The 23,589-nt window shown below is 72.4% G+C and carries 21 protein-coding genes; 3 read left to right on the forward strand and 18 right to left on the reverse strand.

The window, feature by feature from the left end; translation table 11 throughout:
- Positions 1–29: 29 nt before the first annotated feature.
- Entirely contained in the window at positions 30–485 is a 456-nt protein-coding gene (locus ACQUSR_RS04420; protein WP_304464815.1) for an Lrp/AsnC family transcriptional regulator, read from the reverse strand.
- Between the two features lie 10 nt (positions 486–495).
- Entirely contained in the window at positions 496–1,992 is a 1,497-nt protein-coding gene (locus tag ACQUSR_RS04425; RefSeq protein ID WP_431041208.1) for an amino acid permease, read from the reverse strand.
- Between the two features lie 308 nt (positions 1,993–2,300).
- Here ACQUSR_RS04425 and ACQUSR_RS04430 point away from each other — a divergent pair, with 308 nt between their 5' ends.
- Positions 2,301–3,044 carry a DUF2637 domain-containing protein gene (locus ACQUSR_RS04430; RefSeq protein WP_431041209.1) on the forward strand — a complete coding sequence of 248 codons (744 nt, stop codon included), beginning with the start codon at positions 2,301–2,303 and terminating at the stop codon, positions 3,042–3,044.
- 43 nt (positions 3,045–3,087) lie between these two features.
- Here the strand turns inward: ACQUSR_RS04430 and ACQUSR_RS04435 are convergent, their stop codons facing one another.
- The 3 genes from ACQUSR_RS04435 to rpe form a co-directional block, all read right to left on the reverse strand.
- Positions 3,088–4,527 (reverse strand): GuaB1 family IMP dehydrogenase-related protein, encoded by a 1,440-nt coding sequence (locus ACQUSR_RS04435; protein ID WP_431041210.1) that lies wholly within the window; start codon positions 4,525–4,527, stop codon positions 3,088–3,090.
- 199 nt (positions 4,528–4,726) lie between these two features.
- Positions 4,727–5,719 carry a sugar-binding transcriptional regulator gene (locus tag ACQUSR_RS04440; protein WP_431047377.1) on the reverse strand — a complete coding sequence of 331 codons (993 nt, stop codon included), beginning with the start codon at positions 5,717–5,719 and terminating at the stop codon, positions 4,727–4,729.
- A gap of 129 nt (positions 5,720–5,848) precedes the next feature.
- The gene (gene rpe / locus ACQUSR_RS04445) at positions 5,849–6,535 is read right to left on the reverse strand and encodes a ribulose-phosphate 3-epimerase (RefSeq protein ID WP_431041211.1); all 687 of its coding nucleotides are present in this window, start codon (positions 6,533–6,535) and stop codon (positions 5,849–5,851) included.
- Positions 6,536–6,679: 144 nt separating this feature from the next.
- Here rpe and ACQUSR_RS04450 point away from each other — a divergent pair, with 144 nt between their 5' ends.
- Complete coding sequence (locus tag ACQUSR_RS04450) at positions 6,680–8,866, forward strand: MMPL family transporter (protein ID WP_431041212.1); 2,187 nt, start codon at positions 6,680–6,682, stop codon at positions 8,864–8,866.
- Here ACQUSR_RS04450 and ACQUSR_RS04455 read toward each other — a convergent pair.
- From ACQUSR_RS04455 to fmt, 7 genes are all read right to left on the reverse strand, one after another.
- Positions 8,812–9,753 carry an aKG-HExxH-type peptide beta-hydroxylase gene (locus ACQUSR_RS04455; protein WP_431041213.1) on the reverse strand — a complete coding sequence of 314 codons (942 nt, stop codon included), beginning with the start codon at positions 9,751–9,753 and terminating at the stop codon, positions 8,812–8,814. The genes ACQUSR_RS04450 and ACQUSR_RS04455 overlap by 55 nt on opposite strands.
- A 29-nt stretch (positions 9,754–9,782) precedes the next feature.
- The gene (locus tag ACQUSR_RS04460; protein WP_431041214.1) at positions 9,783–10,739 is read right to left on the reverse strand and encodes a JmjC domain-containing protein; all 957 of its coding nucleotides are present in this window, start codon (positions 10,737–10,739) and stop codon (positions 9,783–9,785) included.
- Positions 10,740–10,794: 55 nt separating this feature from the next.
- A complete protein-coding gene (locus ACQUSR_RS04465; protein ID WP_431041215.1) occupies positions 10,795–12,060 on the reverse strand; it encodes an MFS transporter in 1,266 nt (421 codons plus the stop codon).
- The gene (locus tag ACQUSR_RS04470) at positions 12,057–13,148 is read right to left on the reverse strand and encodes a hypothetical protein (RefSeq protein ID WP_431041216.1); all 1,092 of its coding nucleotides are present in this window, start codon (positions 13,146–13,148) and stop codon (positions 12,057–12,059) included. Before ACQUSR_RS04470 ends, ACQUSR_RS04465 begins: the two co-directional genes overlap by 4 nt.
- 125 nt (positions 13,149–13,273) lie before the next feature.
- The gene (locus ACQUSR_RS04475; protein WP_431041217.1) at positions 13,274–13,429 is read right to left on the reverse strand and encodes a hypothetical protein; all 156 of its coding nucleotides are present in this window, start codon (positions 13,427–13,429) and stop codon (positions 13,274–13,276) included.
- 298 nt (positions 13,430–13,727) lie between these two features.
- The gene (locus ACQUSR_RS04480; RefSeq protein ID WP_431041218.1) at positions 13,728–15,170 is read right to left on the reverse strand and encodes an RsmB/NOP family class I SAM-dependent RNA methyltransferase; all 1,443 of its coding nucleotides are present in this window, start codon (positions 15,168–15,170) and stop codon (positions 13,728–13,730) included.
- A 94-nt stretch (positions 15,171–15,264) separates the two neighbouring features.
- On the reverse strand, positions 15,265–16,197 hold the full coding sequence (gene fmt / locus ACQUSR_RS04485) for a methionyl-tRNA formyltransferase (protein WP_431041219.1): 933 nt from the start codon (positions 16,195–16,197) through the stop codon (positions 15,265–15,267).
- 225 nt (positions 16,198–16,422) lie between these two features.
- On the opposite strand from fmt, the gene ACQUSR_RS04490 reads away from it, so the two are divergent.
- Complete coding sequence (locus ACQUSR_RS04490) at positions 16,423–16,956, forward strand: hypothetical protein (protein WP_431041220.1); 534 nt, start codon at positions 16,423–16,425, stop codon at positions 16,954–16,956.
- A 104-nt stretch (positions 16,957–17,060) separates the two neighbouring features.
- Here ACQUSR_RS04490 and ACQUSR_RS04495 read toward each other — a convergent pair whose 3' ends face one another.
- The 6 genes from ACQUSR_RS04495 to ACQUSR_RS04520 form a co-directional block, all read right to left on the reverse strand.
- The gene (locus ACQUSR_RS04495; RefSeq protein ID WP_431041221.1) at positions 17,061–19,211 is read right to left on the reverse strand and encodes a primosomal protein N'; all 2,151 of its coding nucleotides are present in this window, start codon (positions 19,209–19,211) and stop codon (positions 17,061–17,063) included.
- 127 nt (positions 19,212–19,338) lie between these two features.
- Positions 19,339–20,562, reverse strand: a complete 1,224-nt coding sequence (metK, locus tag ACQUSR_RS04500; RefSeq protein ID WP_431041222.1) for a methionine adenosyltransferase — start codon at positions 20,560–20,562, stop codon at positions 19,339–19,341.
- Between the two features lie 363 nt (positions 20,563–20,925).
- Entirely contained in the window at positions 20,926–22,134 is a 1,209-nt protein-coding gene (gene coaBC, locus ACQUSR_RS04505; protein WP_431041223.1) for a bifunctional phosphopantothenoylcysteine decarboxylase/phosphopantothenate--cysteine ligase CoaBC, read from the reverse strand.
- A gap of 106 nt (positions 22,135–22,240) precedes the next feature.
- Positions 22,241–22,513, reverse strand: coding sequence for a DNA-directed RNA polymerase subunit omega (gene rpoZ, locus ACQUSR_RS04510; RefSeq protein ID WP_304464803.1), 273 nt, complete (start codon positions 22,511–22,513; stop codon positions 22,241–22,243).
- Between the two features lie 34 nt (positions 22,514–22,547).
- Positions 22,548–23,147 carry a guanylate kinase gene (gene gmk, locus ACQUSR_RS04515; protein ID WP_431041224.1) on the reverse strand — a complete coding sequence of 200 codons (600 nt, stop codon included), beginning with the start codon at positions 23,145–23,147 and terminating at the stop codon, positions 22,548–22,550.
- Positions 23,148–23,207: 60 nt separating this feature from the next.
- Positions 23,208–23,531 (reverse strand): integration host factor, encoded by a 324-nt coding sequence (locus ACQUSR_RS04520; RefSeq protein ID WP_431041225.1) that lies wholly within the window; start codon positions 23,529–23,531, stop codon positions 23,208–23,210.
- Positions 23,532–23,589: the final 58 nt, after the last annotated feature.

Genomic DNA, 23,589 nt, shown 5'->3' on the forward strand with positions numbered 1-23,589 from the left:
TGTGCCCACCGCCACCGGGCGGCGTGCCCCTATCCCGGGGCACCCGACGAGAACCGCCGCAGGAGCGGCGACAGCACCAGCACCGACTTCGTACGCTCCACGAACGCCTCGCCGGCGATCCGCTCCAGCACCCGCTCGAAGTGGCGCATGTCGGAGGCGAAGACCTGCACCAGGGCGTCCGCCTCGCCGGTGACGGTCGACGCGGACACCACTTCCGGGTAGCGCGAGAGTCCGCGCCGGATGTCGTCGGGCGAGGTGTTGTGGCGGCAGTAGATCTCGATGAAGCCCTCGGTCTCCCAGCCGAGCGCCGCCGGGTCGACCCGTACCGTGAAGCCGGTGATGGCGCCCTCGGCCCGCAGCCGGTCCACGCGCCGCTTCACGGCGGGCGCGGACAGGCCGACCTCGGCGCCGATGTCGGCGTAGGAGCGCCGGGCGTCCTCGGCGAGGGCGTGGACGATGCGTTCGTCGAGATCATTCAGTCGCACTGCGCGTGGGTCACTTCTCTGCTGCGGCGAGGTCGGCGCTGGCCGGGTCCGCGGTGGCCAGTCGGGAACGGCGCATACCGTAACCGAAATAGACCGCGAGTCCCGCCACCATCCACAACCCGAAGTACTTCCAGGTGATCAGGTCCAGGCGGGTCATCATGTACACGCACAGACCGAAGCCGATGGCCGGGAAGAGCGGCGACAGCGGCACCCGGAAGGTGCGCTTCAGGTCGGGGCGGGTCCGGCGCAGCACCACCACGCCGACGTTGACCAGCGCGAACGCGAACAGCGTGCCGATGCTGGTGGCGTTGACGAGTTCGCCCAGCGGGACCACGGCGGCCAGGACGCCGCAGAAGAGCGAGACGATCAAGGTGTTGGCCCGCGGGACGCCGGTGCGCGGGTGGACCTTGGAGAACACCCTCGGTACGAGCCCGTCGCGGGACATCGCGAACAGGATCCGGGTCTGGCCGTAGAGCACGGTCAGGACGACGGAGGCGATGGCGATGACGGCACCGGCGGCGAGCAGCACGGCCCAGAAGCTCTGTCCGGTGACGTGCTCCATGATCCCGGCGAGGGCGGCCTCGGAGCCGGTGAACTCCCGCCACGGCAGGGCGCCCACGGCGACGGCGGCCACCAGACAGTAGACGACGGTCACGATGAGCAGGGAGAGCATGATGGCGCGCGGCAGGTCGCGCTGCGGGTTCTTCGCCTCCTCGCCGGCGGTGGAGGCCGCGTCGAAGCCGATGTAGGAGAAGAAGAGGCTTGAACCGGCGGCGCTGACCCCCGCCAGGCCCAGCGGCATGAACGGCTGGTAGTTCCCGGCCTTGATGCCGGTGACGGCGACGGCGCAGAAGAGCAGCAGCGCGGCGATCTTCACCACGACCATGATCGTGTTGGCGCGGGCGCTCTCCTTGGCCCCGCCGAGCAGGAAGGCCATGCAGAGCAGGACCAGCACCAGCGCGGGCAGGTTGAAGTGGCCGCCGTCGCCGGGCGGGGCGGCGATCGCGGCGGGGATGGTCACGCCGAGGGTGCCGTCGAGGAAGGTGTTGAGGTACTCGCCCCAGCCGACGGCGACGGCCGCCACCGAGACGCCGTACTCCAGGATCAGACACCAGCCGCAGATCCAGGCGACCAACTCGCCGAGGGTGGCGTACGCGTAGGAGTACGAGGACCCGGACACCGGGACGCTGCCCGCCAGCTCCGCGTACGACAGCGCGGAGAAGAGCGCCGTCAGCCCGGCGAGGACGAAGGAGAGCACCACCGCGGGACCGGCGTCCGGCACGGCCTCGCCGAGCACGACGAAGATGCCGGTGCCCAGGGTCGCGCCTATGCTGATCATGGTCAGCTGCCACACGCCCAGGGAACGCCGGAGCGATCCGCCGTCGCCCTTGCCGCCCTCGGTGACCAGCCGTTCGACGGGCTTGCGCCGCGTCAGGCGGGTGCGGAGCCGCTGGGGCGCCGCGGTCAGACGGCCTTCGGCGGGCGGGGCTGCGCCGTGGTCCAACACGTAGGTGGCTCCTTCATCGCTACTGGTCGACGCAAGACCCTACGAGCTGGGTAGCGGCGCATGTAATGCATCATTGTTGCGCATATATGCATAAACATTGCGCCCAGAGGTCGCGCACGTGGAATCGTTGCAGACATCACATGCACACGACGCGACGACTGTTTTCACTCGAATGCAGCGATACGCCACCATTTTGGCCGTCGTTGGTGTGACGTGACGACGAGAGAGAGCCCCCGGAACGCGGTCCTTCAGCCCCCCGACAGCGGCGTCGGAAGATGGCGTGCGACGACGGGACCGGGCGTATAACCATGACGTATCCCCCTCCGGGACCGCCCGGCTTCGGGCCCTACCCCGCAGGTCACGGCCCCGTTCCCGGCGACCGGTTCGACCTCGCCGCCGACTACGACGTGCACAGCATGCCGCTCCCCGACCCCGAGACGCTCGACAGCCGCTGGGATCTCGAAGGGGATCTCGCCCGGCTGCTCCAGGCGTCCGCCGAGGTTCCGGAACCGGCCGCCGAGCCGCTGACGCCGAGCGCTCCGGCACACTCGCACACGCACGCGCACGCCCGGGGGCGGGGCCGGCGCCGCCGGGTCCGCCTCCGGCTGCCGTCGATGCCCTGGTTCCAGCTGATCAGTCTGATCTTCGCGGCGATCACCGCGGTCATCGTCGCCATGCTGAGCGTGCTCGGCGGGATGATCTCCTACGGTCCGCTGCGCTTCCTGGCCAGCCCCAGCACCACCGACTCGCTGGCCGACTGGTGGCCGCTGCTGGTCTACGGGCCGTGGCTGGTCGCGTCCCTGTCGGTGCTGCGCGCGGCACTGCACCAGCACGGCGCCGGGCACTCCTGGGCGGTGGTCGTCCTCTTCTCGGCCATCGCGGTGTTCCTGTGCGTCGCGCACGCGCCCAAGACGCTGCCCGGGATCGCCGTCGCCGCGCTGCCCCCGGTGTCCGCGCTGGTCGCCTTCCACCAGCTCGTCCGCCAGATCACCCTCACCAGCCCGCCGCGCCACGCGCTGCCTCGCCAGCGGCGCCCGCAGCCGCGCGGCTGACGCCGGACGGGCGGCTCGCGCCCGTCCGGCGACCGAGGCCGACTCAGCTCCAGCTGGCGTGCAGCGGCTTGCCCTCCGCGTAGCCGGCGGCGCTCTGCACACCGACGACGGCGCGCTCGTGGAACTCCTCCAGCGAGGCGGCGCCCGCGTAGGTGCACGAACTGCGCACGCCCGCGATGATCGAGTCGATCAGGTCCTCCACGCCCGGCCGCGCCGGGTCCAGGAACATCCTGGAGGTGGAGATGCCCTCCTCGAACAGCGCCTTGCGGGCCCGGTCGTAGGCCGACTCATCGGACGTGCGGTTGCGCACGGCGCGCGCCGAGGCCATGCCGAAGCTCTCCTTGTACGGACGCCCGTCGGCGGTGTGCTGGAGGTCGCCCGGCGACTCGTACGTCCCCGCGAACCACGAGCCGATCATGACGTTCGACGCGCCGGCGGCCAGCGCCATGGCGACGTCGCGCGGGTGCCGGATGCCGCCGTCCGCCCACACGTGCTTGCCGAACTTGGCGGCCTCGGCGGCGCATTCGAGCACCGCGGAGAACTGCGGGCGGCCGACGCCGGTCATCATCCGGGTGGTGCACATGGCGCCCGGTCCGACCCCGACCTTGATGATGTCGGCACCGGCCTCGATCAGGTCCCGCACGCCCTCGGCCGCGACGATGTTGCCCGCGACGACCGGCACCTTCGGGTCGAGCGCGCGCACCGCCTTCAGCGCGCTGATCATCGACTCCTGGTGGCCGTGCGCGGTGTCCACCACCAGGGTGTCCACACCGGCGTCGAGCAGCACCTTGGCGCGTCCGGCGACATCGCCGTTGACGCCGACGGCGGCGGCGACGCGCAGCTTGCCCGCGGCGTCCACGGCCGGGGTGTAGAGCGTGGCGCGCAGGGCGCCCTTGCGGGTCAGGATGCCCACGAGCCGGCCGGCCGCGTCCACGGCGGGCGCGAACTTGCGGTGGGCGGAGTCCAGCCGGTGGAACGCCTCGCGCGGGTCGATGTCCGCGTCGAGCAGCAGCAACTCCGTGGACATGACCTCGGTGAGCTGGGTGAAGCGGTCCACACCGGTCAGGTCCGACTCGGTCACCACACCGACCGGGCGGCCGTCCTCGACCACGACACCCGCGCCGTGCGCCCGCTTGGGCAGCAGCGCCAGCGCGTCGGCGACGGTGGAGTGCGGCTCCAGCACGATCGGGGTGTCGAGCACCAGGTGGCGGCTCTTGACCCACGAGATCACGTCGGTGACGACGTCGAGCGGGATGTCCTGGGGGATGACGACGAGGCCACCGCGGCGGGCGACCGTCTCGGCCATGCGGCGCCCGGCGATCGCGGTCATGTTGGCGACCACCAGGGGGATCGTGGTCCCGGTCCCGTCGGGAGAGGCGAGATCCACCCCCTGCCGCGAGCCCACGGCAGAGCGGCTGGGCACCATGAACACATCGTCGTACGTCAGGTCGTACGGCGGCTTCAAGTCGTTCAGAAATCGCATGCTAACTCTCTCACCTGCGGTATTGCTGGGGCAGCGGGCGGGGAGTCAGCTCAGAACCGGCATCGGATCGGGCTGCGGCTCCTAGACCTATCATCCATGATTTTCCATCCCCCGACGGTCCAGGAGCCGCATTCTGTGCCTTCTACCAGGAGGCGGGGGCGCGCTCCCGTAGATTCGACCAAGCGTGCGGACGCGGTCGTCAGACGGCCCCGTCGGGGTCCGCCCGGTCCAGCGCCGGGCGCGGTCCCGGCCCCGTCTCCAGCAGCAGGTAGTCGGCCGCGGCGGTGTCCGTGACCAGGCTCGTCACCAGGCCCGAGCGGAGTACCGCGCCGATCGCGGCGGCCTTGCGGCGGCCACCGGCGATGGCGACGACCTCCGGGATCCGGCGCAGCCGGTCGGCCTCGACCGTGATGCACCGCTCCCCCAGGTCCCGGCCGATCCGGCGGCCCTCGGTGTCGAAGAGGTGGGCCGACATCTCGGCGGCGGCGCCCAGCGAGGCGTACTTCGCGCGCTCCTCGTCGCTCAGCATGTCGTAGACGGTGGAGATCCCCGCCTCCCACGAGCCGATGGAGACGGCCGCGACGGTGACCTTGTCGAAGTACTCGAAGGCGCGGGCGATCCCCGTCTGGCCGCGCAGCGCGGCGGCCGTGGCCGGGTCGGGCAGCAGCATCGGGGCGTAGATCGGGTGGGCCTCGCCGCCGGAGACCGCGGCGGCACGGCGGACCGCCTCCACCGAGCCGCGCTCGGCGGTGCCCGCGTCGTACACCCCGGTGAGCTGGACGACGGTGCACGGCGGCAGCCGGTGCAGGGCGGCGGCCATGTGGATGGTGGAGCGCCCCCAGGCCAGGCCCAGGACGTCGCCCTCGTTCACCAGCTCGCCGAGCAGGTCGGCCGCGACCTCGCCGAGGTTCTCCGGGTCCGGGGCGTCGTCCGCGGCGTCGGCCGGGGACTCCACCACCACCGCGTGCCGCAGGCCGTAGCGGGCGCGGAGCGCGTCGGAGCGATCCGCGTCCAGCTCCGCCGGCACCCGGATCTCGATACGCACCAGATCGCGCTCCAGCGCGGTCTCCAGGACGCGCGCGACCTTGAAGCGGCTGACGCCGAACTCCTCGGCGATCTGGATCTTGGACTTGCCCTCAAGGTAGAAGCGGCGCGCCATGGCGGCCGCCTGCACCAGTTCGGCGGGTCCCATCCGCGTGGCTGAACGGCCGCCCGTCGACACCGCGGTCTCCTCACTGTTCACGTTCTGGACTCACCGTCATCCTGTCAGAAACGGGAGTCTTTGATCTGCCCTTCACCCTTCCGTTCACCGAGCGGTGACTCAATGGCCGCATGCCCAGGAGGCGGAAGCCGTGGCCGTCTCGGCCTGAGCGCGCAGGGCCCGCACCGCGGCGGCCGGATCCTGCGCCCCGTACACCGCGGATCCGGCGACGAAGACGTCGGCACCGGCCTCAGCACACCGCTCGATCGTCTCGGCGGACACCCCGCCGTCCACTTGCAGCCACATCTGGAGCCCGTGCTTGCTGATCAGCTCACGCGTACGGCGGATCTTCGGCAGCATGATGTCGAGGAACGCCTGGCCGCCGAACCCGGGCTCGACGGTCATCACGAGCAGCATGTCGAGCTCGGGCAGCAGGTCCTCGTACGGCTCGATGGGGGTGGCGGGCTTGAGCGCCATCGAGGCCCGCGCGCCCTTGGCCCGGATCTCCCGCGCCAGCCGTACGGGGGCGGCCGCCGCCTCCGCGTGGAAGGTGACCGACCCCGCCCCCGCCTCGACGTACCCCGGTGCCCAGCGGTCCGGCTCCTCGATCATCAGGTGCAGGTCGAGCGGAGTGCCGGTGGCCCGGCTCAGCGACTCCACGATCGGCATGCCGAGGGTGAGGTTCGGGACGAAGTGGTTGTCCATCACGTCGACGTGCAGCCAGTCGGCGCCCTCGACGGCTGCGGCTTCCTCCGCCAGGCGCGAGAAGTCGGCTGAGAGGATACTGGGATTGATCTGAACGGCCATGGCGCCAAGCCTGCCACGGCCGTCGGCCGCGTGTGGCGGCGGGAGTGCCGCCGGCCCGCAGCAGCGGCCTCCACGGTCTCGAGGATCCACCGTGGGCGCGCGGGATCGCCCGATGGCGCGCGCCCACCGGCGCGAGGGGTGTCGATGGCGGACGCGGGGTCGGCGGGGACCGGTTCGGCGGAGGCGGGACCGCCCGGTGTGGCCAGGCTGGTCTGCGGCCGCCGCACCAAATGGCTGACGGTCGTGGTCTGGCTGGTCGTGATCTTAGGACTGTCGCCGCTGTCCTCCAAGCTCATGGGCGCCCAGGACAACGACGCCGAGTCCTGGCTCCCCGGCAGCGCCGAGTCCACGCGGGTGCTGGACCTCTCCAAGGAGTTCCGGGCGCGGTCGATCCCGGCCGTGGTGATCTACGCGCGGGAGGGCGGGCTCACCCCGGCGGACCGCGCGCGGATCGCCGAGGACGCCACCGAGCTGCGGGCGCTGCGCGCCCACGGCACCAGGGGTGCGGAGACCCGCGGCCCGGTCCTCGACCGCCCGGGGGCACCGCGCGCCGCACAGATCTGGGTGCCGGTCACCATGGACGAGCGGGGCTGGGAGCGCATCGACGACGCCGTCGACGCCATGCGCGGGATCACCGGCCGGGGCGGGGACGGCCTGTCGGTGCACATCACCGGTCCGGGCGGCACATCCGCCGACTTCGCCACGGCCTTCGCGGGCATCGACTCCACACTGCTGATCGCGGCGCTCGCCGTGGTGATCGTGGCGCTGCTGATCACCTTCCGCAGCCCCACGCTGCTGGTGGTGCCCCTGGTGGCCGTCTACGGGGCGCTGCTGGCCGCCCAGGCGATCATCTATCTGCTGGCCGAGCACGGGGGCCTCACCGTCAACGCGCAGAGCGCCGGCATCCTCACCGTCCTCGTCTTCGGCGCGGGCACCGACTACGCGCTGCTGCTGGTCGCCCGCTACCGGGAGGAGCTGCGCCGCCACCACGACCGGCACGAGGCGATGGCGCTGGCCCTGCACCGCGCGGGCCCGGCGGTCCTGGCCAGCGGATCGACCGTGGTCATCAGCATGCTCGTGCTGCTGATCGCCGAGATGAACTCCACCAGTGGGCTCGGCCCGGTCGCCGGGATCGGCGTGGCCGTCGCGCTGCTGGCCATGCTGACGCTCTTCCCCGCCCTGCTGGTGATCTTCGGCCGGTGGATCTTCTGGCCGGCCATCCCGCACGAGGGCTCGGCGGAGCCGACCGAGCGGGGCGCGTGGGCCCGGATGGGCCGGCGGATCGCCGGGCGGCCGCGCGTGGTGTGGGTGGTGACGGCCGTCGCCCTGGCCGGGCTGTCGTTCGGCATCCTCGGGCTGCGCGCGGCGGGCCTGAGCAACGCCGACGCGTTCACCGAGACCCAGGACTCGATCACCGGCCAGGAGGTCTCGGCCCGCTACTTCCCGGCGGGCACCGGCGACCCGCTGATCGTGGTCGCGAACGCCGACCGGGCGGCGGCGGTCGCGGCGGCGGTGAACACCACCCGGGGCGTGGCGGAGGGCTCGGTGATCCGGCCGCCGGCCACCGCGCCGGAACGGGACGGCCGGGTGCTGTTCGAGGCGACGCTGACGGACCCCTCCGACGGCTCGGCCGCCAAGGACACCGTCGAGCGGGTACGGGGCGTGGTGCACGGCATCCCGGGCGCGGACGCGATGGTGGGCGGCGGCACGGCGGCGATGCTCGACGCCGATGCCGCCTCGACCCGCGACAACCAGGTCGTCATCCCCCTGGTGCTGGTCGTGGTCCTGGTGGTCCTCGCGGTGCTGCTGCGGGCCCTGGTGGCGCCCTTGGTGCTGATCGCCACGGTGGTGCTGTCGTACGCGGCGGCGCTGGGCATCAGCGCCCTCGCCTTCCGCCACGTCTTCGACTTCGCGGGCGAGGACACCGCCTTCCCGCTGTTCGCGTTCGTGTTCCTGGTCGCGCTGGGCATCGACTACAACATCTTCCTGTCCACCCGGGTCAGGGAGGAGTCGGGCCGTCAGGGCACGCGGGCCGGCGCGCTCACCGCGCTGGCCGCCACCGGAGCGGTCATCACCTCCGCCGGGCTGGTCCTGGCCGGCACCTTCGCGGCGCTGGCCACGCTGCCCGTCACCGGCTTCGCCGAGATCGGGTTCGCGGTGGCCGTCGGCGTGCTGCTGGACACCTTCGTCGTGCGGTCGGTGCTGGTCACCGCGTTGTTCCTGGACATCGGGCCGCACATGTGGTGGCCGCACCGGCTGGCGCGGGAGGACTCCCGCTATGCGCAGGATTCGGTCAGCTCCCGCTCCCAGCGCAGCAGATTCTCGAAGTAGTCCTCGCCGGCCGGGGTCCACCGGGCGGCGCCCTTCAGCACCGAGACCGCCGCGTGGAGGCGCGCCAGGTCCTCGTCCCGCCGCTCGCGGACCTCGGCGGGCGCGCCGGGCTCGGCCCACCACCGGTTCAGGCCGGCCGCCATGCGCGCCAGGACGTGGGCGGCGTGCAGGGTCCCGGAGACGGGGCGGGGGTCCGGCCGCAGGGGGTGCGACACCATGTCGTCCCCGTTGACCACGAAGACCTCGAAGGCGTTGCGCAGATACAGCGAGTGGTGGCCCGTCTCGTGCAAGAGCATCTCGAACGCGGCGGGCGGGGTCGCCAGGTGCTCGGCCCCGGCGTAGACCGCGCCGTAGGTCCGCAGCAGCGTCGCGGAGCGGAAGGCGCCGCCGCCCACGTACACCACGGCGCGCACGAGCACATCGCATTCGAGCGCGGCCTCGGGCCATACGCGCCGCAGGACCCTGGCGGCCTCCTCGACGTGGTCGGCGGCGTCGGGCGCCGCCGCGGCGGCCAGATCGGCCTTCCCCGCGCCGGTGGCCTTGAGGATGTCGGACCGCAGGTCGTCCAGGGCGCCGCGGCACCATTGCGGATATCCGGGATGGCCCGTCACGTGTTCCAGCGGCGGGATGCCCGTCCGCGCCCGCGCCAGATCGGCCCGGATGGCGTCGAGGCACTCCTGATCCGGCTTCCGCCCCGCGCGGATCTCCTCCCCGGCCCATACGGCGCGTGGATGCAGGCAGGTGACGGAGGGCGACTCGCCCAGGTGGGGGGCGAGCCGGTCCAGGGCGCCCCGGTGATAGGACCGCGCGAGCCGGACCGTTCCCTTCGGAGTCGGTCCGACAGCGACGATCTCGGCGTACGCGTCGGCTGGTATGTCGGCTCCCATTGCCCCTCCCGAGGGTTCCCGAGGTTGTGTCACGACTGCCCGTTCAGCGAGAGCCGCCCGGCCAGGGCGCCCGGCGCGGGCGGAAGCGGCGCCTCCTTGGCGCGCGTGCGCCTGATCAGGAGCGCGGCCACCTTCTCGTCCGGGAGGTCGCCGAGGTAGGTGATCAGGGCTTCGCGGACGGGTGCCCACGACGTCCGCAGCTGTCCGCTCATCGCCTCGGCCGGGCCCGGAAGCCGCCCGCGCAGCAGCTCGACGTCGCGAGCCGCCAGGTCGAGCACGTCGTGCATCAGCGTGACCCACGCGTCCTCGGTTCCCTCCGAGAAGGACAGGTGGATCGAGCCGTCCTCGCCGGTGCTGCCCTCGTGGTAGAAGCCGCGGGGGATGTACAGGCAGTCGCCGGCCTCCAGGCGCACCTCCATGACCACGGGCGTGTCGGGGACGATCCCCGGCTTGCACCGTGTCACCGGCCACCGCTGGTCGGGCGCCTGGACCCGCCAGGTCTTGGCGCCCGCGAGCTGCCGGATGAAGACACTGGAGAGGTCGTAGTGCGGGGCGGCGCCGGTGGCTCTGGGAGGCGTCAGGAACGCGGTCGGCGAGACCGGATATCCGATCTCGGCGCTGAGTTCCGCGCAGAACGCGGCGACTTCGGGGCAGTAGAGAGACAGGGACTGCAGGACGAGCGTGGCCCCGGCATCGATCTGCGCCATGACGTGGTGCGGGTCCGCGAGCCCCGACAGCTGGCGGCGCTCGCTGACGGAAGGGGCTCGGCCCGAATGCGCGGCCGCCTCCCGCCGCACCCCCATCTCGTGACCGTCGCGCAGCAATCGGACGTACGGTGCCCGCAGGCCCCGGGTGAACAGCAACTCCTGTGCCAGCTCGCAGGAGAAGACATCGTCCAGCGGTCCGAGCCGACGGCTGACGTACGGCGTCTCGTCCCGGATCTCCCGCAGGCGAGCCGGGTCGTCGACGAGTCTCTCTACAGCCACGGTGTACTCCCGTTGCTCGGGCCGGAACAGGGCTTCAGGACCGGAATGGGCGTCATCAGCGGGCCAGTTGAACGTCGTTGCCCTGCGGCGCGTCCGCCGCCTTCTGATGGAAGTCGCGGACGCCCGGGACCAGCAGGACGAGCGCGGCGGCGGTGACGTGTACGGCGGCTGCCACGAGCAGCACCGTGGTACGTCCCAGCAGATCCACCGCCGGTCCGCACAGGACCAGCCCCAGCGGCAGGAGGGCGAGGCTGACCAGCCAGTCCACAGAGGTGACACGCCCGAGCAGGGCGGCGGGGAACTGGCGTTGGAGCGCGGTCTCCAGCAGCACGTTGAACGGCATCATCGCCACTCCGGCGACGGCGTAGCCGACCATGACCCACGCCAGAGAGACCGGTGTGAGCAGGACCAGCGGAACCGCGACGAACAGGGAGTTGCACAGGACGGCCACCGCTCCCGGACGGCGCGGTTTCAGCCGCCCGATGGCGATCGTCCCCGCGAGTCCGCTCAGACTGAAGACGGCGAGAACCGCACCGTACGACGACGCGCCGGAGAACTCCTCGCTGGTGATGATGGGCAGCAGCACCATGTGCGGCGCGACGACCAGCATGGTCTGGACGGCGGTCATGAGCATGATGGCCGCGGCCCACTTGGTGTGGCGGACCGCCGACAGCCCTTCCCGGACCTCGGTGAGCATCGAGGTCCGGGGTGCGACCTCACGGGCGGGTTCGGTGACCATCAGCACGCACAGCAGGCTGACGGCGAAGGTCGCCGCGTTGACCCCGAACGCGAGCCGGGTGCCCGCCACGGCGACGATCAGGCCGCCGAGCGCGGGCCCGAGCACGGCGGTGGTGCTCTCCGTCGCCCCCCGCCAGGCATTGGCCGCGACCAGCCGGTCGGCCGGGACGATGCTGGGCACCAGTCCGCCGTACGCCGGGCGGAAGAACGCCTCGCCGCTCCCGATGGCGAAGGTCAGCGCCGCCAGGCCCAGCGCCCCGACCTCTCCCGGCGCCGCCACGACCCCGGCGACGGCGACCATTCTGAAGCCGTCGGCGACGAGCATGACCCACCGGCGGGGCAGCCGGTCGGCCCACACCCCACCGGCCAGGGCGAACACGACTGCGGCCAGCATCCGGCCGCAGAGGACCAGGGCGACGTCGCCCTCGTCACCGCCGTCCTCGACCACCCGGAGGGAGACGGCGACGAGGAAGATCTGATCACCGATGGCGCTGACCGCCTGGCCGGCCCACAGGAACCGGAAGGCGCGCAGCCCCAGCATGCTGTCGGCCAGCCGGGTACGGACGGTCCGGCCTGGGATCACCGGGCGCCTTCTTCGGTCAGTTGGCCGTACCCGAATCCGCAGCAGTCCCCTGTGATGTCCTCGTCGCGGGCGATCTGCGGATGCGGCTCGGTGGAGAGCGGCAGCGCCGCCAGGTCGATCGGCTCCGGATCTCCGTCGACGAAGATCTCCGCGCCGTCCGTGATCAGATCGAGGTGCACCTTCTCCAGGTAGTCGACCTTGCTCTGGTCCTGGTTGTGCTGCCCGAACCCGATGTGCACGCCGACCCGGCGCTCGTTGATATGCGAGTTGGCCGCGATGAACTCGTCGATTCCGGAATTGGTGCCGAACCCGAGCTCGCCGACGTTCTTTCCGTTCGGCTGCCGGAAGCACAGCCCGACCAGTTTCCTGATGTCCGGGTCACCGCATTCGAATCCGACAGCCCTGCCGTCGGCTATCTCGACCCGCAGCGGGTTCTCCCCGAGCCGGGTGTCGATACCGGTGATGACATTGCAGTTCAGTGCGCCGTCCGCCACCAGCACCCCATCGATGCGGGCCGGATAGGTGGCTATTTCACCGGCCGGCAGGATGGTGAACCCGCCGGGTCGCCACACCCCGCGGTTGCTTATCCAGTCGAATTTGTTCGAGTCGAGGCCAATGCGCAGATCGGTTCCGCCGCGGGTACGGACGCGAATGTCCCGGACTCCGAGCAGGCGGTTCAGCAACGACGCGTTGCGTGCGCTCAGCTCCGTCGGCGAGAGATTCAGCGACTTCTCGAAGAAGTGCGGGGAGGCGCTGATGATGCGCACCACCATGCACCGCTCGCCGCCGTACCGCTGGAGGACCTCCACCAGCGGGCCGAAGTGCGACATCGTGTCTTTTTCGACGGTGAAGACGATGAGCCGGCCGGCCAGCTCCGCCGGGTCCGGGAGGACCGCGTTCAGGCGGCCGGCGAATTCGTGGTCCACCAGTGGACGCATGGCGATCAGGCTGGGACTGATGCCCCGCTGCTTCAGGCCGACCGCGATCCAGGCGGCCGAGTCGCGGCTGTCGGGCGAGTACGCGACGATGCAGGAATCGCTCGCCGTCACCCCGGAATACTTCGTCAGGAGGGCGTCTACACCGGTCATGATGCTGCGATTCGTCAAGGTAGCCAGCCGCCCTCTCGTCATTCCGTGAATTCCGCGCGCATTTCACAGCAGGGGAGTTCCGGCCGCATCCGTGGATACGACCGGAACTCCCCTCAGCCACGTGCTCAGGTGGAGACCATCCAGGCCATCGTCGGACCCTCGCCACCACCGTCGACCGGGACGAGAACGTCGTCCGTCTCGGCCGCGGCAAGCTCGCGCAGGGTGGCCTCTACCAGGGCTTCGTATTCGGCCTGGTCGGTGGTGGTGCTGGCGGAAATCATTTCACTGACAGGCAAAGCCGGCCTCCGTCCAGTCAATTCAACAGGAAATTGCGGATCGACGATATGCGGCCGTAACACCCAGGTCAACGAGCATGATCAAGGGTTGTCTGGAACTTTCCCACCCACTTCCGGAAGGGAGTGAGAAAACGCGAACGTTCCGTAGTCACCACAACACGATCGGTTCACTGGCGCCCATCAAAAAGGGACAGATGATCACCGCCGGGCCGACCGCCCCGAGGCCCCTCCCCCAAGCCCACGCATGACCGGAAAGGCCACCTTGACAGGGCAGCCGGGAAGGTCAACGGGTGCGCCGCAGCAGCGCCAGATACATCGCGTCCGTGCCGTGCAGATGCGGCCACAGCTGGACGTCCGGCCCGTCGCCGAGCGCCGGGACGCCGGGCATCAGCGGCCGGGCGTCGATCCACTCCGCCTCGACGGGTGCGCCACCGCGGCCCTTGAGCACGTCCTCCACCACCGCCCGCGTCTCCGCGAGGTGCGGCGAGCAGGTGGCGTACCCGACGACACCGCCCACCCGCACGGCGCTCAGTGCCTCCCGCAGCAGCCCGCGCTGGAGCGGGGCGAAGCCGTCCAGGTCCTCCGGCCGCCGCCGCCAGCGGGCCTCCGGCCGCCGCCGCAGCGCGCCCAGGCCGCTGCACGGGACGTCCACCAGCACCCGGTCGAAGGATCCGGGCAGCCACGCGGGCCTGGTCCCGTCCGCGGCGATGACCTGGTACGGGCCGGGGTTGCCGGCCAGCGCCCGGGCCACGAGCCGGGCCCGATGCGGCTGCTTCTCGGAGGCGACCAGCGCCGCGCCGCGCTCGGCGGCCAGCGCCGCGAGCAGCGCGGCCTTGCCGCCGGGCCCGGCGCAGCCGTCGAGCCATCGGGCGTCGGAGCCGTCCACCGGCGCGTTCGCCAGCGCGATCGCCACCAGCTGGCTGCCCTCGTCCTGCACCCCCACCCGGCCTTCGCGCACCGCCTCCAGCGCGCCGGGCTCGCCGCCCTCGGCCAGCCGGACGGCGTACGGCGACCAGCGCCCCGGCACCCCGCGCTCGCCGAGCGCCTCCAGCAACTCCGCCGCGTCCGCCCGCCCGGGGCGCGCGACCAGGGTCACCTCCGGCCGTTCGTTGTCGGCTTCGAGCAGATCCTCGATTCCGGCGCGGCCGCCGCCCAGCGCGTCCCACAGCGCGGAGACGATCCAGCGCGGATGGGAGTGCACGACCCCCAGATGGTCCTCGGGATCGTCGTCGTACTCCGGCGCGACCCGCTCCAGCCACCCGTCCAGGTCATCGGCGGCGATCTTCCGCAGCACCGCGTTGACGAACTTGGCCCGCCCGTCGCCCAGCACCACCCGCGCCAGCTCCACGGTGGCGCTCACGGCGGCGTGCGTCGGGATCCGGGTGCCCAGCAGCTGGTGCGCGCCCAGGCCGAGAACGTCGAGCACCGGCGGGTCGACCTCGCGCAGCGGCCGGTCCACGCACGCGGCGATGATCGCGTCGTACGTGCCCTGGCGGCGCAGCGTGCCGTACACCAGCTCGGTGGCCAGCGCCGCGTCCCGCGCGTCGAAGCCTCCTTCTTCCCCCTCTTCCCTGGCCTTCCGCAGCAGCGGTGGCAGGACGAGGTTCGCGTACGCGTCCCGCTCGTCGACGGCCCGCAGCGCCTCGAAGGCGAGGATGCGGACGGGGTCCTTCTTGGGCCTGCGGTAGGGCTTGCTGGGGCGGCGGCGCGGCGGCGGCTGACTCACGAAAAGGTGCTCCGGATCGAGAGGAAGGTACCGCTCCAGCGTACGTCGCGCCGCGTGCGCCGCCAGACCCGCCGGCCGCCGGGCGGCGCCCCGGCTACGCGCCCAGCCGCTCGCCCGCGGCGATCCGCACCCCGCGGGCCCAATCGGCGGCGCGCATCGGCTTCTTGCCCTGCGGCTGCACCCACAGCAGTTCCACCGCGTGGCTGCCGGTGCCCACGTACACCGCGTTCTTGGTCGTGGCGATCTCTCCCGCCGCCAGATCCGAACGGTCCGTCACCAGCGCCACCGACATCAGCTTCAGCCGCTCCCCCCGGAACAGCGTCCAGGCGCCCGGCGCGGGGGCGCAGCCGCGCACCACGCGGTCCACCCGGAGGGCGGGCGCGGTCCAGTCGGCCTCCGCGTCCGCCACGGTGAGCTTCGGCGCGAGCGAGACGCCCTCCTCAGGCTGCGGGACGGCCTTCAGGGTGCCGTCCTCGATGCCGTCCATGGTCGCCGCGAGCAGCCCGGCACCGGCGAACGCCAGCCGGGTGAGCAGGTCCCCGCTGGTGTCGGTGGGCCTGACCGCCTCGGTCAGCACGCCGTACACCGGCCCGGAGTCCAGGCCCTCCTCGATCAGGAACGTGGACGCGCCGGTCATCTCGTCACCGGCGAGCACCGCGTGCTGGACGGGCGCCGCGCCCCGCCAGGCGGGCAGCAGCGAGAAGTGCAGGTTCACCCAGCCGCGGGCCGGGATCTCCAGCGCGGCCTTGGGCAGCAGCGCTCCGTAGGCGACGACCGGGCAGCAGTCGGGGGCGATCTCCCGCAGCCGCGCCAGGAACTCCTCGTCGCGCGGCTTGGCCGGCTTCAGCACCTCGATGCCCGCCTCTTCCGCGCGCTCGGCGACGGGGCTGGCCACCAGGCGCCGTCCGCGCCCGGCGGGGGCGTCGGGGCGCGTGACCACGGCCACGACCTCGTGCCGGTCCGACGCGATCAGGGCGTCCAGGGCGGGTACGGCGACTTCGGGGGTACCGGCGAAGACGAGCCTCATGGGTGGCGAACTACCTCTCACACGCAGCGGAACGACGCATCAGTCTATGGGGCGATGTGCCCGGCGCCCGGATTCCGGGGGGCGTACGCGCGTGACCCCGCACGCCCCGGACCGTGACCAAGACGCCGGGTGCCGCGTTGGTCAAGTGAGATTGACCGAATCGGGCCGCTGCAGCGGCCCGATCGTTTTCCCTTATCTTCCAACGCCGGTTCGAGAGGCTTGTTCATGGCCGACCACGCAACCCACGACGCCCAGGCACGGGCCAGCCTGCACCTCCTGGTCCGGGACATCGAGCGGGTCCGCCGACAGGTGGACGCACTGCGCACGCTCACCGCCCAGCTCGGCAATGTCTACCGCCCGCGGCGTACCGGCCCGTCCACGGGCTTCGTCGTCTACGGACGCGCACCCGCGCCGACCGTGCGCCTGGCCCAGGAGCTGCGGGACAGCGTCGAGACGCTGGTGACGGCGGCGGTGGACTTCGACCGTTCGCTCGGATTCTCCTGGGACGCCGTGGGTTCGGCGCTCGGGGTCACCAAGCAGGCGGTGCACCGCCGTTACGGGGCGCGCCGGGCCTCGGCGCAGAGTTCCGCGGACGGCGGCGAATCGGCCACCGGGCGGTCCGTCACCGCCACCACCACGGTGCCGATCGTTCCGTCGGTGCCGGCCGCGCGCTCGGTGCCGACCGTCCCGGGCCAGCCCACCCCTGCCATGCGCGAGGAGCCTCGCACCAGCGCCTTCCCGGCCCCCCGCAACGGCTGACGCGGCGCACGGCACGCGGCGCACGGCACGCGGCGAACAGGGCTGCGGCGGCCAGGGGGCACGCGGCAGGTCCGCGGCGGCGAGAGGCATGCCGAGGCGGCCCGTCAGCCGAGGTCCAGCGGATCGATCCGTACCCGCACGGGCGCGCCCTCGCGGCGGATCAGCCGGGCCGCCTGCGCGTTCTTCAGCGCGGCGGCGAGGGCGGCGCCGTTCCCGGGGCGTACGCGCAGCAGCACCCGCTCCCACGTCTCCCCCGGCTCGGGGCGCCCGCGCCCAGGGGTCCCGGGCACTCCGGCGGCCGGCACCTGCACCGGGCCCAGGATCTCGGCGCCCTCCGGCAGTTCCGCCGTATCCAGCAGGTCCGCGACGGCCTCCGGCGGTCCGGCGACGGACGCCATCCGGGAGACCGGCGGGAAACCCAGCTGGGCGCGGTCGGCCAGCTCCCGGGATGCGTGTCCGGCCGGGTCCCAGCGCACCAGCGCCTGCACCGGCCGCAGTGTCGGCTCGGCCATGATCACCACCGTTCCGCCCTCGCCCTGCGGGCGGACCAGTGACGCGGCCTCCAGCCAGCGGCGCAGCGCGTCCTCGCCCGCGCGCAGGTCGGGGCGGCCGAGCAGGGCCCAGCCGTCGAGCAGCAGCGCGGCGGCGTAACCGCGCTCGGCGACCGGCTCGGCGCCAGGGGTGCTGACGACGAGGGCGGGCCGGTCGGGCACGGTGTCGAGGACGTGGTCTCGGCCGGAGGTGCGGACCGGCACGCTGGGGAAGGCCCGGCCGAGCTCCTCGGCGGTGCGCCGGGCGCCGACGATCTGGGCTCGCAGCCGGTTCCCGCCGCACGCGGCGCAGTGCCAGCGCTCCTCAGCGCGCCCGCACCAGCCGCAGCGCAGGGTGTCGGCGTCGACGGCCTCCAGCGGCCCCGCGCAGTGGGCGCAGCGCGCGGGTTCGCGGCAGCGGTCGCAGGCCAGCCTGGGCGCGTACCCGCGGCGCGGCACCTGGACCAGGACCGGGCCGCGGAGCGTCGCCTCGCGGAGCGTCTGCCAGGCGACGGTGGGCAGCCGGGCCGCGCGGGCGTGCGGGTCGCGGGCCTGTTCGCTGTCGGAGACCGTGCGGATCACCGGCGCGGCGGCCCGGATCTGCTCGCGGTCGGCCTCCAGCGGGAGCGCCCACCCGTTCTCCAGCAGCTGCGCGGCCTCCACGGTGCGGCTGAGGTCGCCCGCGAGGAAGCCGGCCCGCTCGTGCACGGCGCGCAGCAGGAGCACGTCCCTGGCGTGCGGCTGGGGGGCGTTGGTGTCGCTGTGGCTGGAATCGCCGTCGTCCCAGATGGCGACCAGGCCGAGGTCCCGCACCGGTGCGAACATCGCGGCGCGGGTGCCGACCACGGCCCGCACGGAGCCGCGGCTGACGCCGAGCCAGCGCCGGTAGCGCTCCTCGGGTCCGGCCCCGGCGACGAGCAGGGTGTGCCGCCCGCTGCCGAGCAGCTCGGTCAGCGCCGCGTCGACCCGGGCGGCGGACCGCCCGTCGGGCAGCACCGCCAGCGCGCCGCGCCCGGCGGACAGGGTCGCGGCGATCGCGGTGGCCAGTTCGCGGGGCCAGTGCGGACCGGGCAGCGCGGTCCATACGGCGCGCGGCGCGTCGCCCCGGGCGAGCGCGTCGAGGAATCCGGGCCCGGCGGGATAGCGCGTCCAGGTGCCCGGCTCGGGCCGCGGCGGCGGGGGTGCCGGGGCGGGCGAGGACCCGGCTTCGGCCTTGGCGTTCCGGGGCGGGATGGCCAGTTGCAGCACGTCGGCGAGGGATCCGGCGTACCGGTCGGCGACGGCCCGGCAGAGGCCGAGCAGCGCGGGAGTGAGGACGGGCTCGGGCGACAGGACCTGGGCGATGGCGGCCAGCGGCCCCCGGTAGTCGGACTCGGCGATCCGCTCGACGATGTACCCGTCGAGCAGCCCCCCGCCCTCCCGGCGTCCGTCCCGGACGTTCCCCGTACCGGCCCCGAACCGCACCCGCACCCGCACTCCGGGCCGGGCCTGCTCGTCCATCTCGGCGGGCACGGCGTAGTCCCAGAGCTTGTCCAGATGGACGGGACCCTTGTCCACGAGCACCCGCGCCACCGGCAGCTCCCCGGCGAGCGCGGCCCCCCGCCAGGTCCGCGGCCTGGCCTTGGGCGGCTTGGCCTTGCGCACGGTCTCCCGGATGAGCGCGAGCTGCTCACCCCCGTCCGGCGTCCGCGCCGGGGGCTCCTCCCGCTCGTTGTCCCTGCTCACAGCACCAGTCCTACCAGACGGCACCGACAGCGGGACCGGGTCCGTCCGGTGGTGCGGGTGCGCGGACGCCAGGAGGCGCCCCCGTGGTCACGGGGGCGCCTCCTGCGGTTGTCCGGCTGGGAGCCGCTTACTGGCCGACGGCCTCGCGCAGCGCCTCCACCCGGTCCGTGCGCTCCCAGGTGAAGTCCGGGAGTTCGCGGCCGAAGTGGCCGTACGCCGCGGTCTGGGCGTAGATCGGGCGGAGCAGGTCGAGGTCGCGGATGATCGCGGCCGGGCGGAGGTCGAAGACCTGGGAGATGGCCTGCTCGATCTTCTCCGCGTCGACCGTGGCGGTGCCGAAGGTCTCCACGAAGAGGCCGACGGGCTCGGCCTTGCCGATCGCGTAGGCGACCTGGACCTCGCAGCGGGAGGCGAGGCCCGCAGCGACGACGTTCTTGGCGACCCAGCGCATCGCGTACGCGGCGGAGCGGTCGACCTTGGACGGGTCCTTGCCGGAGAAGGCGCCGCCACCGTGGCGGGCCATGCCGCCGTAGGTGTCGATGATGATCTTGCGGCCGGTCAGGCCCGCGTCGCCCATCGGGCCGCCGATCTCGAAGCGGCCGGTCGGGTTCACCAGGAGGCGGTACCCGTCGGTGTCCAGCTTGATGCCGTCCTCGACCAGCTCCTTGAGCACGTGCTCGACGACGAACTCGCGGATGTCCGGGGCCAGCAGCGAGTCCAGGTCGATGTCGGAGGCGTGCTGCGAGGAGACGACGACGGTGTCGAGGCGGACGGCCTTGCTGCCGTCGTACTCGATGGTGACCTGGGTCTTGCCGTCCGGGCGCAGGTACGGGATGGTCCCGTTCTTGCGCACCTCGGTCAGCCGGCGGGAGAGCCGGTGCGCCAGGCTGATGGGCAGCGGCATCAGCTCGGGCGTCTCGTCGCACGCGTAGCCGAACATCAGGCCCTGGTCACCGGCGCCCTGGCGGTCCAGCTCGTCACCCTCGTCACCTGCGGCGGACCCCTCGACCCGGGCCTCGTACGCCGTGTCGACACCCTGCGCGATGTCCGGGGACTGGGAGCCGATGGACACCGACACGCCACAGGAGGCGCCGTCGAAGCCCTTCTTCGACGAGTCGTAGCCGATCTCGAGGATCTTGTTGCGCACCAGCGTGGCGATCGGCGCGTACGCCTTGGTCGTCACCTCACCGGCCACGTGGACCAGACCAGTGGTGATGAGGGTCTCGACGGCGACCCGGGAGGTCGGGTCCTCCTTCAAGAGCGCGTCGAGGATGGTGTCGCTGATCTGGTCAGCGATCTTGTCAGGGTGGCCCTCGGTCACAGATTCCGAGGTGAACAGGCGGCGGGACACATCGCTCCCTGGGGTTGCAGCGGCTGCTGGCTGATCATGGGTGGAGCCGCTCGGGGGCTGCGCCCGGTGCGGTTCCTGGGCCAGTTTATCCGGCGTACTGGCCGAGTCGGGCATCCCGTCTCGAAGGACGAACGTGCCCTGACCGGGAACATACCTCTCCGCGCGGGGAAACACAGCCTCGGACGTGGGCGAGAACCCGCCATACGAGGGTCTGGAGCGACCGGATACCGCCTGGCGTGGGGCCGGCGACCATGGCGCGGATCACCAACGGGGACGGGTGCCGCCCCGGCGTCCCGGCCGAGCGGGACGGGGCCGGGACCGCCCGGGAGGCGGGGACCGGGCCGGGCCGGGGCGCGGCCCGGGCTAGGCCAGACGGGCGCTGACCAGGTCCCAGACGGTGTCCGCGAGGGCCTCCTTCGGGCCGTACGGCACGGGCGTCTCGGTGCCGTCGGCGGCCAGCACGACCGCCTCGCTCTCCTCGGCGCCGAAGGTCTTTCGCTCCCCCACCTCGTTGACCACCAGGAGGTCGCAGCCCTTGCGGGCCAGCTTGGCGCGCCCGTTGGCGAGCACGTCGTCGGTCTCGGCGGCGAAGCCGACGACGATCTGGCCGGGGCGGGCACGCTCGGCGGAGATCTCCGCGAGGATGTCCGCATTGCGGACAAGCGCGATGGGCTCGGGGTCCTGGCCGTCCCGCTTCTTGATCTTCCCGGCGGCGTGGACGGCGGGCCGGAAGTCCGCGACGGCGGCGGCCATCACCACCACGTCCGCGTCGGCGGCGGCCTTGAGCACCGCCTCGTGCAGCTGCGCGGCCGTCCCCACCCGGACGACGTCGGCGCCCGCCGGATCCGGAAGTTCGCTGTTGGCGGAGAGCAGGGTCACCCGGGCACCGCGTGCGACGGCGACGCGGGCCAGCGCGTAGCCCTGCTTGCCGGAGGAGCGGTTGCCCAGGAATCGGACCGGGTCCAGCGGCTCGCGGGTGCCGCCCGCGCTGACCACGACATGCCGCCCGGCCAGGTCCGGTACGACGCCCTCGGCGCCCCGGGCGAGGACCCGGCGGCACACCTCGAAGATCTCCGCCGGGTCGGGGAGCCGCCCCTTGCCGGTGTCGGCGCCGGTGAGCCGGCCGACGGCGGGCTCGATGACCACGGCGCCGCGGCGGCGCAGCGTGGCGACGTTCTCCTGGGTGGCCGGGTGCTCCCACATCTCGGTGTGCATGGCGGGCGCGAAGACCACGGGACAGCGCGCGGTGAGCAGGGTGTTGGTGAGCAGGTCGTCGGCGAGGCCGTGGGCGGCCTTGGCCAGCAGGTCGGCGGTGGCGGGCGCGACGACCACGAGGTCGGCGGACTGGCCGATCCGGACGTGCGGGACCTCGTGGACGGTCTCCCACACCTCGGTGGACGCGGGGTTGCCGGACAGCGCGGCCCAGGTCGGCTCGCCGACGAACTCGAGCGCCGAGGCGGTCGGGACGACCCGTACCTCGTGTCCGGACTCGGTGAGGCGGCGCAGCAGCTCACACGCCTTGTACGCGGCGATCCCGCCGCTGACCCCCAGGACGACCTGTCGCTTGTCCATCGCTCGTTCTCCCACGCCGTCGTGTGTACTCGTGCTCCCGCACATCCATGACACACCACGGGCCCGGCAGCTGTGCTGCCGGGCCCGTGATGAAGGTATCCACCGATTACTGAGCCGGGCTCTCCACGGCCTCGGAGGTCAGCAGACCGGCGTTGATCTCGCGAAGCGAGATGGACAGCGGCTTCTCGTGGACGTGGGTGTCCACGAGCGGACCGACGTACTCCAGCAGGCCCTCGCCGAGCTGCGAGTAGTACGCGTTGATCTGGCGCGCCCGCTTGGCGGCGTAGATCACGAGGCTGTACTTCGAGTCCGTCGCTTCAAGCAGCTCATCAATCGGCGGGTTGATGATGCCCTCGGGCGCGGTGATGGAAGAGGACACTCTCTGCCTTCGCCTTCCGAATGGGGAGTAAAGATCATGCAATTCCCATCAAGGCTAGCAGCTCGGCTGCTACGTCCTCGACGGAGGTGTTGACCAGGGTCGCGTCGAACTCCGGCTCCGCGGCAAGTTCGATCTTCGCCGCCGCCAGCCGCCGCTCGATGACCTCGGGCGACTCGGTTCCCCGGCCGGTGAGCCGGCGGACCAGCTCCTCCCAGCTGGGCGGGGCGAGGAAGACCAGCTGCGCCTCCGGCATCGACTCGCGGACCTGCCGGGCGCCCTGGAGATCGATCTCCAGCAGGACCGGCTCGCCCTTCTCCAGCCGCTGCTGGACCGCCTCCCGCGGGGTGCCGTAGCGGTTGCCCGCGAACTCGGCCCACTCCAGCAGCTCGCCGTTGGCGATGAGCTTGTCGAAGACCTCGTCGTCGACGAAGTGGTACTGGACACCGTCCCGCTCGCCGGGTCGCGGCTTGCGGGTGGTGGCGGAGACCGAGAGCCAGACCTCGGGGTGTGCCTTGCGCAGATGCGCGACGACCGTGCTCTTGCCGACCCCGGAGGGGCCGGAGAGCACGGTCAGCCGCGGGCGTCTGGCCGGGGGAACGGGGGTGTCCGTCCCCCGGGAGACCGTAGTACTCATGCAGCGATTATCCAGGTTCCCGGGAGTGCCTGGAAACGATCCCTGGAGAACCGGGGAACGTCAGACGGCCTTGCCGCCGAACTCACGCTCCAGCGAGGCGATCTGGTTGGAGCCCAGACCGCGCACGCGACGGCTCTCGGAGATGCCGAGCCGCTCCATGATCTGCTTGGCGCGGACCTTGCCGACGCCCGGCAGCGACTCCAGCAGAGCGCTCACCTTCATCTTGCCGATGACATCGTTCTCCTGGCCCTGCTTGATGACCTCGTGCAGGGAAGCGCCGGAGTGCTTGAGCCGATTCTTGACCTCGGCGCGCTCCCGGCGAGCCGCGGCGGCCTTTTCGAGCGCGGCTGCGCGCTGTTCAGGGGTAAGGGGCGGAAGAGCCACGCCTACGTCACCTCGGATGTCGAACTGTCGGATATGGACCGGTGAGGAACCTAGTCGC

It is taken from the genome of Streptomyces sp. P1-3 (genome assembly GCF_050613155.1).
Lineage (GTDB): Bacteria > Actinomycetota > Actinomycetes > Streptomycetales > Streptomycetaceae > Streptomyces.